This window comes from Aromatoleum buckelii, assembly GCF_012910785.2.
GTDB lineage: Bacteria > Pseudomonadota > Gammaproteobacteria > Burkholderiales > Rhodocyclaceae > Aromatoleum > Aromatoleum buckelii.
The window spans coordinates 69,397-83,282 of record NZ_WTVH02000009.1 but is presented as its reverse complement, the minus strand read 5'-3'; the positions used below and the strand labels follow the sequence as shown (position 1 = coordinate 83,282).

The following is a 13,886-nucleotide window of genomic DNA, read 5'->3' as shown; positions in this document are numbered from 1 at the left end:
CTGAATCAGGGCACTCGCGGCCCGATGTAGCGCTTTGCAATGACGAGGTTGTCGATATAGAGACTCATGTCGCGCGGCGACTTCGCGCGGCCGCCGTGATAGACATTGAGCCAGATGCTCTCGATCTTGATGCTATCCAGATCCCGGAAGCGCAGCCCGTCGCGCTCGTAGGCGAGTTGGCCGTCGACCCACGCGCGAAAGACACCATTGCGCTCGCCGGGGGTGTTGAGTTTCACGTACTGTTCGATCGCATACCACCTGTTGTTGCGCATGAGTCCGGTCGGCCCCCGATTCCAGCCCCAGTGGGTGCCTGCATCCCCAACATCTGCATGGTAAACGTACGAGCCGACGGGAGTCACCGTACCCCCATCGGGTACCGTAGCAGTACGCCAGAACGCTCCGCGCGCCGACCAACCATTCTTGCCGTCGGAGCGACGCATGCCCCATCCACCTTTACCGTAAGTACCGGCGATGCCGGGCAGTTTCCCCCCCTCGACGTCAGGGCTCCAGTCTTCGCCGAATCTCAAGTAATAGCGGAAGTAGATCTCTTCCGGCTCTTTTCCCGCGCGAGCGAAAGGGTAGCTTAGATTCAAGGCATTGTTCTTGCCTTTCTTAAGGGTTGCCTTCAGTGCAGCGCCATCTAGCGGCTTAAAATCGTTATTCTCGTCGTCGCCGACCATTTCGTGAGTTCTACTGGGCGAAAGGCGCTTCCATTCGCGTTGCCAATCGGGCGTTTCAAAGGTCAATGCGAGGATCACGTCAGGGTGCGTAGCAATGTTGCGATCGCCCGGAAATCTGGCGGCAAGGCCATCCTCCACAACCACCTTTGTTGCCGCCCACACCGGAACGGGCCGAAACACACCGACAGTTAACGCGTGGGCATACTGTTTAGCCACATGCAGCCCTAAGTGTGCCGCCGCCAGTTTCCGTCCGCGCTGCTGCGGCAAGTCGAATACGACGAGCGTCGTTTGGTCTCGCCCCACCCGCAACAACCGGCCGGCACCGGAGCTACGATTGGTTGTACAGTCGAGAAAGGTGTCGGAAACAGGAGCGAGCCGTTCTCGGCTGCCGTCAGCCCATACAAGATCAAGAAACGGCCGACTTTCAAGATCAACACTCTCGCGACTATGGAAGGCAATGCTTCCGCCGCCGCTGGTCCCGCGCAGAAAGACTCCGGTGTTCGGATGCGCCGCCGTAAGCCACTCGCGCGCGAGTGCTGAAACATCGAAGGACACCGGAGTACCCTCTCTCGTCCCGCGCAATTCCTCTGCAGCGTAAGCCTTTTCGCCATAGGGCTCGCCTGACACATCCGCCCAATCGCCGAGTTGACGCTTCCACGCAAGCTTCCCAGCCAACATGTAATAATGGCAAGTAGCGCCCCCCGCGTCCCCCGATAGGGGAATCGGTTCCGCGGCGAGCGCACCGGCATACAGCACCAACGCAATCGTCAAAAACCGAAATACGCTCACGGTCTGCGCCTCGGACTGCCGAGAGCGGTAAGCATGTGCTTCGCTCGACTCAGAAGACTCCAGAATCCACATAGTCTTGCCTCCAGCTCCAAGTCGGAGTGAGATTCGCAATCGAGAATACGGCGCAGCGCAAGCGGCTCGGACCCGCGCGGATTGAGGCCGAACTCGGTCGTCGTCGCGCTCCGTATTCCCTGCTCACGCAGCACCCCGAACACTTTTTCATGGTAGACACCGCTGGGGTAACAAAAATGGGTAAACGTTTCCGGATTTTCCCCGAGGGTAACGGCCAACACCTTACGATTGCGCACAATCTCTTCGCGTAGTCGGGCGGGCACGAAATCGTGCATGCGATGCGAATGGGTGTGTAGTTGCACGTCGAAGCCGTCATGCCGCATCGCGCGAATCTCGTCTTCCGTCATGAGGTCGAAGCGGCGGTCGGCAAGCACAGCGCCGAGGTCGAACCGGAATGCCTGCGCGAGGCGTTCGAGCGCTCCCCATCGCGCGTCGAGGGCGGGAAGCCGGTCGAGATGATCGGAGAGCGCCGCGGCGATCCGCTGCCGGTCCTCTTCGCCCGGAAAGCGATTTTCAGGCATCAGGGCTCGCGCCGCTTCGGGGAGCGCTTCCGGCGGCGGAAGCTGCTCGCAGCGAGCGAGCATGAAGCCGAGCAGCACGTTGAGCACGGGCCGGCGTGCCAGTGCGTAGTATGTCGTCACGTAGACAGTCGCCGGCATGCGGTACCGCTTCAGTACCGGGAGCATCGCGGCGGCCGTGCTGTACCAGCCGTCGTCGATCGTGATCGCGACTGCGCAGTCGGGGAGCGTCCCGTCCGCGAGACGCGAAACGGCCTCGTCGAGCGGCAGGACCGGATATCCGAGCCGCTGGAGAAGTTCGATGCGCGAGACAAACCGCTCGATACTCATGAACAGGCAGTCGCCGTAATGCGGCGGTCCTCCGAGCCAGACGCCGTGATAGCAGAGAATGCGAAGCTGCTTGCGCGTCAGGCGTCGCGCCACGCCAAAAAGTCCCGCTGCTTTCGCAACTTGCAGGACTGATGCCCGCGGCGAGACAGGCTCGGCGGTGCCAGGCGCAAAACCGGTTGCGGTGCCGCCGTTCATGCGCGCACAACTCCGGGCTGGACGAGATTGCGGATGAGCCGGAACACGAAACCGTTTGGGCTCCGGTCCCAGGGCGTGAAGCGCGGCAACTGGAAGAGATCGGCCCCCGCGCCCGAAACGCCCCAACCCGTTGAAAATGCGCCTTCGAAGCCCGCCTGCCGCACGAGCCGCACATGCTCGTCGGTGTAGTCCTTGCCCGGCTTGCCGTTCGGGTAGGCGAAGAGCTTCACCCGCTCGCCGAGAATCGCTTCGAGGCGCGCTTTGCCGTCCTCGATTTCGCGTCGCGCTTCGGAAAGCGAAATCGAGGCCAGGATCGGATGCGAGCAGGTATGGCCTCCAACCGTCATCCCTGCGGCGCGCAGGGCGCGAACCTGTTCACTGCGCATCATCAGCTCCGGGGTCGCGCGGACCCGGCATCTCTCCCGGATCGCGCTCACCGTCTCTTCCCGCTGCATGCGCGGCAGGTACTTCACGCGCGACAGCAGCCGTGCGATGACCGCACGCCGCGCCCCTGGCGAGTCGAGCCGGTGCACGCCGAGGTCGAGTTCGGCGAGGTCGAGCTCGTCCGACTCGCACTCGCGCACAGCGGCCGCAATGGCGTCGTTCCACATTGCTCCGCCATCGAGGAAGTCGGTCGCGATGAAGAAGGCGGCGCTCAGCCCGTGGCGCAGCAGGATTGGCAGCGCGACTTCGGCGTTGTCGGCGTAGCCGTCGTCGAACGTGATCGCCATCGCTCTCGTCGGCAAGTCGCCGTGACGCAGCCGCTCTACGGCCTCGTCGGGCGGCAGCACGTTGAAGCTCCCTTTGACCCAGCCGAGCAGCCGGTCGAACTCTTCCGCGTGGAGCGCGCGCGGGATCCGCGAGTCGAAGCGCGGTCGCACGCGGTGGAAGATCAGCACCGACAGCTTGCCCCGCGGCCCGGGCGGCGACACGAGGCGGCCAATGCCGCGCAGGAGGATCATCGGCCGGCGCTCCGCTGCATTGCGAACTGCCCGAAAAGGCCCAGTGCCGCAGCACTGCACCATGTTGCCCGCATCACTTCGCACCTTCCGGCAATACCGGAGGCGGCATCGCGCTCGCCGCCCGGCCGCCGAAGGCAGCGCCTGCCGCACGCACGGGGAGGGACTGCATTTCGGGCTGGAGCAACAGCCATCGTTGTGTCACGACGAGAATGACCATGACGTTGTACGCAAAGTCGACATAGGCGAGGCTGAGGAACGCGCCGCCGACCGCGAAGCCGACGAGCGAGACCTGGCTCATCCCAGCCAGGTGGAATATCCACGTGAATCGCGGTTCACCTCGCGTTCGCGATCGTAGTCGCGAAGCCTGACGCAGCGTGAACAGCCACAGCAACAGGAACAATGCGAGCCCGGGCCAACCGTGCTCGCCGAGAACCTGAAAATAGATGCTGTGGGCCGCGCGGACGATCGACGGATCCGAAGCGCGCCGGTCGTCGGCTGTGGGTGCATAGAGCTGCCAGACGAAGGGGTTGTACATTTCGAACCCGGCTCCGGTCGGCCGGTCGTTCGCGACGTTGATCGCGGTCTCCCACGCGTTCAACCGTCCCCAAGCCGAGCCGTCGGTCTGATACTCGGTGATCGAGCGAATCTTCTCCTCGACCGACCACGGCATCACCGACAGCGCCGCTATGCCGGCGATGACCATCCCCGTACCGAACAGGATCTTGCGCGGCGAGCGCAGCCACAACACGAAGGACATCACCGCGATCGCCAGGAACGCCCCGCGCGACTGCGTGCCGAGCACGGCGACCACGCACAGCAGCATCGACACGACCAGACCATGGCGCACCCATCTGTTTTCGGCTGTGAGCCGCAGGTAATACAGGAACGGGATCGTCGTCAAAATCGCGAGGCCCACTTCGTTGTTGCCTTCGATGAACCCTCCCGGCCCCCACACCATGCCTCCGCCGGCGGTGCGGATCGTGTAAAGGCCGCCCTTGATGCCGTAGAACGCGAGCGACAGCGTATTTATCCACACGAAAACCTGAATGTGCTTCTTCTCGTGCAGCACGGCCATGGCGACAAGCGTCATCAGCATGATCTTGAACACCCGTTCGAGGCCCTCGACCGATTCCCCAGGAAAGATCGCCAGCGCGGTCGTGGCGCACATCCAGAGGACGAACGCGATCAGCACGTAGACCGGCGCGGAGCGCGGAAGGCGGACCGGATCCTTGGTCAGGAACAGCCCGACGAGCGTCGCGCCGGCGGCCATCGCAGCGAAAGGCGCGTTGTATGCAAAGCCCCAGGCGAGTCGGTGCGGATTCATGACACTGAGCCAGGTCCACAGGTACACCCCGATGTAGGGATGCCGCAACGCGAAAGGCAGCGCGCCCAGGACGATGGCGGTAATCAGAATGTCACGCACGAAAAGACGCTCCTTCGGGTGGGCGGGGACAGCTGAGTCGCTCGAACATCTCGATCTGGGCGGCGGTCGTTGCGCTCCAGTCGAAGCCTTCGGCATAGCGTCGGGTGGCCGCGCGGTCAGGGGGAGCCGACAGCAGTGCTTCGAGGCCCGCCTGCAGAGCGGCGACGGTGCGTTCCGGGACGAGGACGCCCGCCTCCGGGGCTGCCACGACCTCCGGCATCCCCCACACCCGCGTCGCTAGGACGGGAGTGCCGCACGCCATCGCCTCGAGGAGAACGTTCGGCCATCCCTCGCGGCTCGACGCGAGGACGAGGAGATCGGCTGCAACGTAGTAACGGCGAAGGTCCGCCTGGGGAACCACCCTTACAAAGCGCACCCGCGCGGCGAGCCCCAACCGTGCCGCGAGCGCGCGAAGCCTCGCTTCCTCCGGGCCGCTGCCGATGATCACCAGGGACGCGCCGGGGACTGTCGCCAATGCCTCGATCGCCAGATGGTGACCCTTCAGCTCGATGAGATTTCCGACGGAGAGCACGACTCGCCCTTCGAAACCGAGTTCGGCGCGCGCCTCGGCGCGCCCCCCCGGATGAAAGAGCGCGAGGTCGACGCCGTTGCGCAGAACGCGGGGCGGCTGACGGCCCAGGCCCAGGCGCACCATCTCGTCGGCAAGCGCCCGGCTCACTGCAGCGCAGCACCCGGCTGCCCGGGCGGCCCAGCGAATCATGCGCAGCGGCAGCGCTGACTGGGGCCAATAAGTGATGTCGCTGCCGCGCGCTGTGATCACGACAGGTTTCGCCAGCCATTTTCCGAGCAGCATAGCGGCGACTCCGTCGGGAAAGAAGAAGTGCGCGTCGATGGCATCGAAGTCGAAGCCTTCGCGCGCCAATGCGCGCAGCACCGGCAACGCTCCTGCCGCCATCGCGACAGGAGAAACGGCGGACCCGACCGCCGGCACGGTCAGAAAGCGCGGATGACGCACATCGATGCCGTGGCGCAGTTCACGGTGCGGGACCCGCGAGAAGGCCCCGTACCGGCCGAAGCGCGGTGAACCCAGTGGAAACCAAGGCACCGGAGCGACCACTTTCGCCTCCACCCGACGGCTAGTGAGGAGGTGGCGCAGGCGTGTTTCGATGAATACGCCATGGCGTGGCTGCTCCGGATTGGGATAGAGGGAAGTGAACGTGAGGATGCGCAGCACCGTAGTCCTTAACCGTTAGTTGGCGTGGGAATCCGACGCAGCCGGGGCGCTCGTCGACCACATCTCACCCGCGCCGCCGAAGCGGCGCTACCTGACTCCGGTCTCACCAGCACAGCCCTTCGACCCGCGCCCCGATCATCTCCGCATTCGGGAGATTGACGAGGTCGAGCACGTACTGCCCGGGCCGCGAATGCGTCGCGAGGGCGTCGAAGATCAGCGGGTTCGACACGCCGACGACGAGCACGTCCACCGACGCGATGACGTCCGCGAGATCCGCCTTCAAGAGATCGCCGATGTGCGGCAGCTGGGTTTCGATGAAGCGGCGGTTTGCGCCGAGCAGCCGCGAGAGCTGCACGTCCGGGTCGTAGATCGAGAGCTGCATGCCTTTGCCGATCAGCTGTTCGGCGAGCACGACGAGCGGGCTTTCGCGCAGGTCGTCGGTGCCGGTCTTGAACGACAGGCCGAGCATGCCGATCTTGCGGTGGCCGGATTCGAGCACTTTCGCGATCGCGCGGTCGATGTGCTGGCGGTTCGACTGCAGGATGCCGGACAGCATCGGCACTTCGACGTCATGCATCTTGGCGAAGTAAGTCGTCGCGCGCAGGTCCTTCGGCAGGCAGGAGCCGCCGAACGCGAAGCCGGGCTTGAGGTACGCCGGCGAGAGGTTCAGCTGCGTGTCCTGGCAGACGAGGTTCATGACTTCGAACGCGTCGACGCCGAGCGCCTCACACAGGCGCGCGGTCTCGTTCGCGAACGTGATCTTGAGCGCGTGAAAGTTGTTGCAGCAGTACTTCATCATCTCGGCGGCGCGTACCGAGGTCTGCAGGAATTTGCACGGCAGGTGGCCGAAGAGTTCGCGCAGGCGCTCGACCGGGTACGCGTGATTAGCGCCGACGACGGTGAAGGGCGGCTTGTCGTAGTCGCGAATCGAGCTGCCTTCGCGCAGGAACTCCGGCTGAAAGCACAGGTGAAAGCCTTCGCCGTCGCGCTTGCCGGATTCGGCCTCGATGATCGGGCGGAGCGTCTCTTCGACCGTGCCCGGCACGAGCGTCGAACGGAACACGACGACGTGCGGCACGTCCTTTTCGCCGATCGCCCGGCCCAGATCCTTCGCCAGGCGCAGCACCGCGCCCTGATCCTGGCTGCCGTTCGCGGCCGACGGCGTGCCGACGCAGACGAGCGAGAGGTCGCTGTCGCGCAGGGCCTGGCGCGTGTCGGTCGTGACCGTGATCCGGCCGCTCGCCGCGACTTTCTCCATCAGATCGACCATCCCTTCCTCGACGACCGGGGTCGTGCCGGCGCGGATCAGGTCGAGCTTCGCCGCGTCGATGTCGACGCCGACGACATGGTGGCCGTCGCGCGCGAGGCACGCGAGCGACACCGCTCCGACGTAACCGAGGCCGAAAATGCTTATTTTCATTGGATGACTTCCCTGTTGGCGTGAATCCGGTTGGCGCGGTGGCGTGCAAGGCAGCGCTCGACGATCACATCGAGGCGCTCCATCGAGCGCGACCAGGCGTGGTGCGACAGCATGCGCTGCCGCCCGGCCTGCGCAAGGCGCTCGCGCTCAGCGGGGTTTTCGACGACGCGCAGGATCGCGTCGGCGTATTCCGCCGGCTCGTTCGCGACGAGGAAATGCTCTTCGGCAAGCGCGTCCACGCCGCCTGCGGCGACTCCGCTCGAGACGACCGGCACGCCCATCGCCATCGCTTCGAGGATCTTGTTCTGCGTGCCGCGGGCGATGTTCAGCGGCGCGACCATCGCCGCCGAGCGCAGGATGTACGGGCGCACGTCGGCGACCGAGCCGGTCACCGTGACGCCCGGCAGCTCCCCGAGCTTCTGCACCGCCGGCGACGGATCGGCGCCGACGATCAGCAGCTTCATTACGGGACGGCGCGTGAGCAGCAGCGGCCACGTGCGTTCGCAGAAATCGAACATGCATTCCTGGTTCGGGTAGTAGTCCATGCGGCCAATGAAGCTGATCGTGTCCGCGTCGTATCCGTCGCCGTCGGGCTTGAAGAACTCGGCATCCACCCCGTTCGGGAACCAGTCCGTCGCGACGCCGGTGCCGTAGCTTTCGAGCGTCTCCCACTCCGCGCGCGTCGTCGCGGTGCACAGGTCGAACAGCGGCGCGAGCCGCCTCTCCTCCCGCTCCATCTTGCTGCCTTCGAGCCAGTAGCCGAGCTTCAGCGGGAAAGGCTTGTAGCGCACGTATTCGAGCCACTTCTGTGAGTCCATGTCGCCGAAGTCGAGAATCTTCGGGATGCCATGCATGTGCGTCACGTACTGGGCGACCGACGAGCAGTGGACGAAGATCAGGTCGAAGCGCTCGGCGGCGAGCAGCGCATTGACCTTGTCGGCGAGTTCCGGCGACCAGAAGAAACCCATCGAGGACGGCACCGTCGTCGGCAGGCGCGCGACCATGCGCAACACCTGCACCGGATTCGACACCTTGCCGATCTCGAACCGCTCGCAGTGCGGCGCGATGCCGGCGCCCTCTTCCGCCTCGGCATGCGAGCGCGCGATCGAGCAGACCGTCACCTGATGCTTCTGCGACAGATGCCGGATCATGTTGAACGGGCGGATCTTGCCGCCGCGCTTGGGCGGAAACGGGAAGCGATGGCAGACGTAGAGGATCTTCATGGAAGGTACGCCTTGAGTTCGGTCGTCACGTCATCGGGAGAGCGGCGGTCGAGGAAAATGCGGCTCCAGATCTCGAGGTTCATCAGCGCGAGCAGCGCGTCGGTGCCGTCGATCCGGTTCGCGTCGTGGTCGGCCATCAGGCGGGCGATCACTTTCGGCTCGAAAAGTCCCCGATCGCGGACCACGTCGGCCGACAGCAGGCGGCGCAGCACGGGCGCGAGATCGCGTTTCAGCCACGCCCCCATCGGCGTGCCGAAGCCGCGTTTCTTGCGATCGAGAATGCTCGCCGGCAGCACGTCGGCGAGCGCCTCCTTCATCAGGTGCTTGAGGCGGCCGTCCCGGACTTTCAGCGATTCGGGAATCGCGGCAGCGAGTTCGACGAGCTCCCGGTCGAGCAGCGGCACGCGGCATTCGAGCGACACCGCCATGCTCATCTTGTCGGTGAGCAGCAGCAGGTCGTCGGGCAGCTGGGTTTCGGCGTCGACGGCAAACATGCGGTTGAGCGCGTCGTCGTCGCCGGCGGCGGCAAACGCGTCACGCAACGCGTCGGCGGTGCCAGTCTTGCCGTTCATTAGCTCGGCGATCGACACGCGATCGAGCACCTGCAGGTAATGGCGATAACGCTCGTCGGGCGACAGCTCGGCGGACGCGAGAAAGCCGCGCGCGAGCCGCATCGTGTTGAGGACTTTCGAGTGCCGGTCGCTCGGCAGCATCGCCGCAGTGCGCGACATCAGCTGGCGCGACCAGCGCGGCAGGCGTTGCAACTTGCGCACGTAATGGCCGCCGAGGTAGCGGCGATAGCCGCCGAAAAGCTCGTCCCCGCCGACTCCCGACAGGATCACCTTGACGTCGCGGCGCGCGAATTCGGACACGAGAAAAGTCGTGATGAAGGCCGAATCCGACACCGGCTCGTCCATGTGCCACAGCAGCTTGGGCAACAGGCCGACGACATCGGGCGTGACGACGATCTCGTGATGTTCGGTGCCGATCAGGTTCGCGACCTGGCGGGCGTAAGGGAGCTCGTTATAGAGCTGCTCGGCTTCGCCGCCTTCGAAGCCGATCGCGTAAGTGCGGATCGGGTGCGCGGAATGTTTCGCCATGAACGCGACCACGGCGCTCGAATCGACGCCTCCCGACAGGAAAGCTCCGATCGGCACGTCGCTGACCATCTGGCGATGCACGGCGCGCTCCATGCCGTCGCGGATGCGGCCGATCCACTCCGCTTCGGTGACACGACGGTCCACGCTCGACGGCAGTCGCCAGTAGCGCCATTGCCGCACTTCGCCATTCTCGACCGACAGCAGCGTCGCCGGCGGCAGCTTGCGGATGTCGCGGAACATCGAGTTCGGTGCGGCGACGTAACCGAGGTGGAGGTAGTCGGCAATCACGTCACGATCGAGTTCGCGTCCGACGCCGGGAAGTTCGAGCAGCGCTTTCGCCTCGGTCGCGAACGCGAGCATGCTGGCCGAACGATGCACATACAGCGGCTTCACGCCGAGCGGGTCGCGCCCGATCAGCAGGCGTTTTCGCCGCGCATCCCACAGCGCGAAATTGAACATGCCATCGAGACGGTGCACGAAACCGTCGCCGAACGCGTCGTAGAGGTGCACCAGCACTTCGCTGTCGGACCCCGTCTTGAAGCGGTAGCCCCGTTCCTGCAATTCGGCGCGCAGTTCGCGGAAATTGTAGATCTCCCCGTTGCACACGACCCACAGCGTGTCGTCCGCGTTCGAGATCGGCTGGTGCCCGCCGGCCAGATCGATGATCGACAGACGACGCATCGCGATGCCGCAGCGCCCGTCCGGGTCGATATGCCAGCCTTCGTCGTCCGGCCCGCGATGGCGCGTCACGTCGCCCATCGCCGACAGCTGCGCCGGCGAAACGGGCGCGGCGTCGAAACGATAGATGCCGTGAATGCCGCACATCGCGTTACCTCGCTCCGGCCAGCAAGGCTTCGCGCCCGCGTGTGGCGAGGGCAAGGCGATAGACATCTTGGTAGCGGCTGACGCTGTTCGCCCACGTCCGCTCGCGCTCGACGAACGCCCGCGCGTTCGCCCGCATGCCCGGCCACGCGTCGCGGTTGCCGAGGATCGACGCGATCGCGTCGGCGAGCGCATCGACGCTGCCGGCCTTGCACAGGAAGCCGGTTTCGCCGTTGCGCACGAGCTCGCGGTGGCCGCCGACATCCGAAGCCACGAACATGCGTCCCTGGGCCATCGCTTCGAGCGGCTTGAGCGGCGTGACGAGCTCGGTGAGCCGGATCGGCAGGCGCGGATAGGCGAGCACGTCGATCAGCTCGTAATATTTCTGCACCCGGTTGTGCGCAACCCGCCCGGTGAAGACGACGCGATCGGCGATTCCTTCGGCAACCGCCTGGCGGCGCAGCGCCTCTTCCTGCACGCCACCGCCGACCAGCAACAGGCGGATTTCGGGGAAGCGCCCGACGAGCCGGGCGAGCGCCGACACCAGCAGGTGCAGCCCCTCGTAACCGTAGAACGAACCCGCGAAGCCGATCACCGTCTTGCCGTCCAGGCCCAGTTCGGTGCGCAGCGCGGCATCGGGTTCGGCGCCGAACTTGAACGCGCCCGCATCGACGGCATTCGGGATCACCGTGATCTTGTCCGCCGCGATGCCGCGCGAGGCGATGTCGCCGCGCAAGCCTTCGCAGATCGTCGTGATCTGGTCGGCGTGGTGCAAGGCAAAGCTCTCGAGCGCGCGCGACAGGCGGTAGCGCATGCTGCCTTCGGTCGTGGTGCCGTGATCGACCGCCGCATCCTCCCACGACGCCCGCAGTTCGTAGACAACCGGCAATTTGCGCCGGCGCGCGACCCACAGGCTGGGCAACGCGTTCAATACCGGCGAATGCGCGTGGATCACGTCCGGCTGCAGTTCGCGGACGAGTTCATCGAGCCGTGCGGCGGTAAACCGCATCTGCGCCAGCAGACCGGCCTCGCCGGGCGCGGGCGTGCGATGGAAATGCAGCCCGTCGGCCTCCTCGACCGGCCCTGCCGACTTGCCCTGCTTGGGGGTCGTCAGGTGGAACGTCTCCCAGCCCAGCGCGCGCTGCTCGCGCACGATCGCCGCGGTACGGAACGTGTAGCCGCTGTGCAGCGGGAGCGAATGGTCGAGGACGTGCAGGATGCGCATCGGTCACACCGCCGCGGCGAGCTCCGGCACCCGCGCGGGATACCCTCCGGAGTTGCGCACGAAGGCTTCGAACATCATCAGCGACCACAACGGCGAGCTGTAGTCGCGGGCCCCGGACTGATGCGCATCGACGAGATGGCGCAGGTAATCCGGGTTGAATATCCCGGTCGCCGCAAGCGTCTCGCCGAGCACGGTCTGCCGCACGCGCTCCCGGAGCGGCCCGCGGAACCAGCGGGACAGCGGCACCGAAAATCCCATCTTGGGGCGATAGAGCACATCGTTCGGTAGCAGCGGCTCCATCGCCTTCTTGAACAGGTACTTGCCTTCCTGCCCCTTCACCTTGAGGCCGGACGGCAAAGTCGCGAGCCATTCGACGAGCTTGTGATCCATCAGCGGCTCGCGCACTTCGAGCGAGTGCGCCATGCTGGCGCGATCGACCTTGGTGTTGATGTCGCCGACGAGGTAGGTCTTGAGGTCGACATACTGGATCAGCGCCAGCGCGTCTTCGGTGTGCGCCGTCGCCGCATGACGGCGGAAGACCTCGACCGCGTTGTAGCCGGCGAGTTCGCTGCGGAAGCGGTTCGAGAACAGTTGCTGGCGCATCGCATCGCGCAGGATCGACACCGAGTGGAAATAGGCTTGCAGCGAATCCCGCGCGAGTGACTGGAATGTCGTCTTCGCGCGGAACATGCGCGGCGCCCAGTCCGCCTTCGGATAGAGGCGGCCGAGCAGGCCGAACATCGGCTGGCGCACGCCGATCGGGAGCGCGCCGCGCATCCGCTCTTCCATCAGATGCAGGCGGTAGCGGCGGTAACCGCCGAAACTCTCGTCGCCACCATCGCCCGACAGCGCGACCGTCACCCGTTTGCGCGCGAGCTGGCAGACGCGCCACGTCGGGATCGCCGAGCTGTCGGCATAGGGTTCGTCATACAGCCCGGCGAGCGTGTCGATCAGGTCGAAATCGTCCGACTTCACCGTCTCCACGTAATGATTCGTGCGGTAGCGATCCGCGACCTTCTGCGCGAATTCGGACTCGTTGAATGCGGGATCGTCGAATGCGATCGAGCAGGTGTGGACGGGTTCGTCGGAAAGGCCCGCCATCGTCGCGACGACTGCGCTCGAATCGACGCCGCCGGACAGGAAAGCGCCGAGCGGCACCTCGGCGATCATGCGCAAGCGCACGGATTCGCGCAGCCGGGCGGTGAGTTCGGCACTGGCCTCGGCGAGCGACAGCGGATTGTCGAGCGTGAAATGCACGTCCCAGTAACACCGCGGCTGCGGCACGGGCTGGCCGCGCCGCACGCACAGCGTTTCGGCGGCGCCCAGCTTCTTCGCCCCGGCGAAAATCGTCCGCGGTTCGGCGACGTAACCGAGTGCAAAATATTCTTCGACTGCGTGTGCATCGATGCGGCGGTCGAGCAGCGGGTGCTGCATCAGCACTTTCAGTTCGGAACCGAATGCGAACGTGCCGTCCGGCAGCAGCGCATAGAACAGCGGCTTGACGGCGAGCCGGTCGCGCGCCAGAAAAAGTGTCTCGCGGTTGCGGTCCCACAGGGCGAACGCGAACATGCCGCGAAAGCGCTGCACGCAGTCTTCGCTCCACGCCTCCCACGCATGCACGATGACTTCGGTGTCGCTGCGGGTGTGAAAGACATGGCCGAGCGCTTCGAGCTCCGGCACCAGTTCCTGGAAGTTGTAAATCTCGCCGTTGAAGACGACCGCGACCGAGCCGTCCTCGTTGAACAGCGGCTGCTGGCCGGTGGAAAGGTCGATGATCGACAGGCGGCGGTGCGCGAGCGCGACACCGGGCTCGAAGTGGTAACCACCTTCGTCGGGACCGCGGTGCACCTGCACGTCATTCATACGGCGCACGAGGTCGCGGGGGAAGTCGCGCTTGCTGCGAAGGTCGAAAAGCCCGGCGATACCGCACAT

Annotated in this window: 10 protein-coding genes; all 10 read right to left on the bottom strand. The window is 65.3% G+C overall.

Annotated features, from left to right (window positions below; all coding sequences use genetic code 11):
• Positions 1-5: 5 nt before the first annotated feature.
• The 10 genes from GO608_RS06480 to GO608_RS06435 all read right to left on the bottom strand — a co-directional run bounded on the left by GO608_RS06480 (position 6) and on the right by GO608_RS06435 (position 13,886).
• Positions 6-1,541, bottom strand: a complete 1,536-nt coding sequence (locus tag GO608_RS06480) for a polysaccharide lyase (protein ID WP_169198839.1) — start codon at positions 1,539-1,541, stop codon at positions 6-8.
• Entirely contained in the window at positions 1,466-2,584 is a 1,119-nt protein-coding gene (locus GO608_RS06475) for a polysaccharide deacetylase family protein (protein WP_169198838.1), read from the bottom strand. The genes GO608_RS06480 and GO608_RS06475 overlap by 76 nt, the downstream gene beginning before the upstream one ends.
• Positions 2,581-3,546, bottom strand: coding sequence for a polysaccharide deacetylase family protein (locus tag GO608_RS06470; RefSeq protein ID WP_169198837.1), 966 nt, complete (start codon positions 3,544-3,546; stop codon positions 2,581-2,583). The genes GO608_RS06475 and GO608_RS06470 overlap by 4 nt, the downstream gene beginning before the upstream one ends.
• Before the next feature lie 73 nt (positions 3,547-3,619).
• A complete protein-coding gene (locus GO608_RS06465; protein ID WP_169198836.1) occupies positions 3,620-4,969 on the bottom strand; it encodes a putative O-glycosylation ligase, exosortase A system-associated in 1,350 nt (449 codons plus the stop codon).
• Positions 4,962-6,164, bottom strand: coding sequence for a glycosyltransferase (locus GO608_RS06460; RefSeq protein ID WP_247002907.1), 1,203 nt, complete (start codon positions 6,162-6,164; stop codon positions 4,962-4,964). Before GO608_RS06460 ends, GO608_RS06465 begins: the two co-directional genes overlap by 8 nt.
• A gap of 103 nt (positions 6,165-6,267) precedes the next feature.
• The gene (locus GO608_RS06455) at positions 6,268-7,584 is read right to left on the bottom strand and encodes a nucleotide sugar dehydrogenase (protein WP_169198835.1); all 1,317 of its coding nucleotides are present in this window, start codon (positions 7,582-7,584) and stop codon (positions 6,268-6,270) included.
• Positions 7,581-8,807: a TIGR03087 family PEP-CTERM/XrtA system glycosyltransferase gene (locus GO608_RS06450; protein ID WP_169198834.1), complete on the bottom strand. Its 1,227-nt coding sequence runs from the start codon at positions 8,805-8,807 to the stop codon at positions 7,581-7,583. The genes GO608_RS06455 and GO608_RS06450 overlap by 4 nt, the downstream gene beginning before the upstream one ends.
• On the bottom strand, positions 8,804-10,732 hold the full coding sequence (asnB, locus tag GO608_RS06445) for an asparagine synthase (glutamine-hydrolyzing) (protein WP_169198833.1): 1,929 nt from the start codon (positions 10,730-10,732) through the stop codon (positions 8,804-8,806). The genes GO608_RS06450 and asnB overlap by 4 nt, the downstream gene beginning before the upstream one ends.
• Before the next feature lie 4 nt (positions 10,733-10,736).
• Positions 10,737-11,954, bottom strand: a complete 1,218-nt coding sequence (locus tag GO608_RS06440; RefSeq protein WP_169198832.1) for a TIGR04063 family PEP-CTERM/XrtA system glycosyltransferase — start codon at positions 11,952-11,954, stop codon at positions 10,737-10,739.
• 3 nt (positions 11,955-11,957) lie between these two features.
• Positions 11,958-13,886: an XrtA/PEP-CTERM system amidotransferase gene (locus GO608_RS06435; protein WP_169198831.1), complete on the bottom strand. Its 1,929-nt coding sequence runs from the start codon at positions 13,884-13,886 to the stop codon at positions 11,958-11,960.

Coding starts and splice junctions, on each gene's coding strand:
- GO608_RS06480 (WP_169198839.1), bottom strand. CDS start 1,541: ATGTGGATTCTGGAGTCTTCTGAGTCGAGCGAAGCACATGCTTACCGC.
- GO608_RS06475 (WP_169198838.1), bottom strand. CDS start 2,584: ATGAACGGCGGCACCGCAACCGGTTTTGCGCCTGGCACCGCCGAGCCT.
- GO608_RS06470 (WP_169198837.1), bottom strand. CDS start 3,546: ATGATCCTCCTGCGCGGCATTGGCCGCCTCGTGTCGCCGCCCGGGCCG.
- GO608_RS06455 (WP_169198835.1), bottom strand. CDS start 7,584: ATGAAAATAAGCATTTTCGGCCTCGGTTACGTCGGAGCGGTGTCGCTC.
- GO608_RS06450 (WP_169198834.1), bottom strand. CDS start 8,807: ATGAAGATCCTCTACGTCTGCCATCGCTTCCCGTTTCCGCCCAAGCGC.
- asnB (WP_169198833.1), bottom strand. CDS start 10,732: ATGTGCGGCATTCACGGCATCTATCGTTTCGACGCCGCGCCCGTTTCG.
- GO608_RS06440 (WP_169198832.1), bottom strand. CDS start 11,954: ATGCGCATCCTGCACGTCCTCGACCATTCGCTCCCGCTGCACAGCGGC.
- GO608_RS06435 (WP_169198831.1), bottom strand. CDS start 13,886: ATGTGCGGTATCGCCGGGCTTTTCGACCTTCGCAGCAAGCGCGACTTC.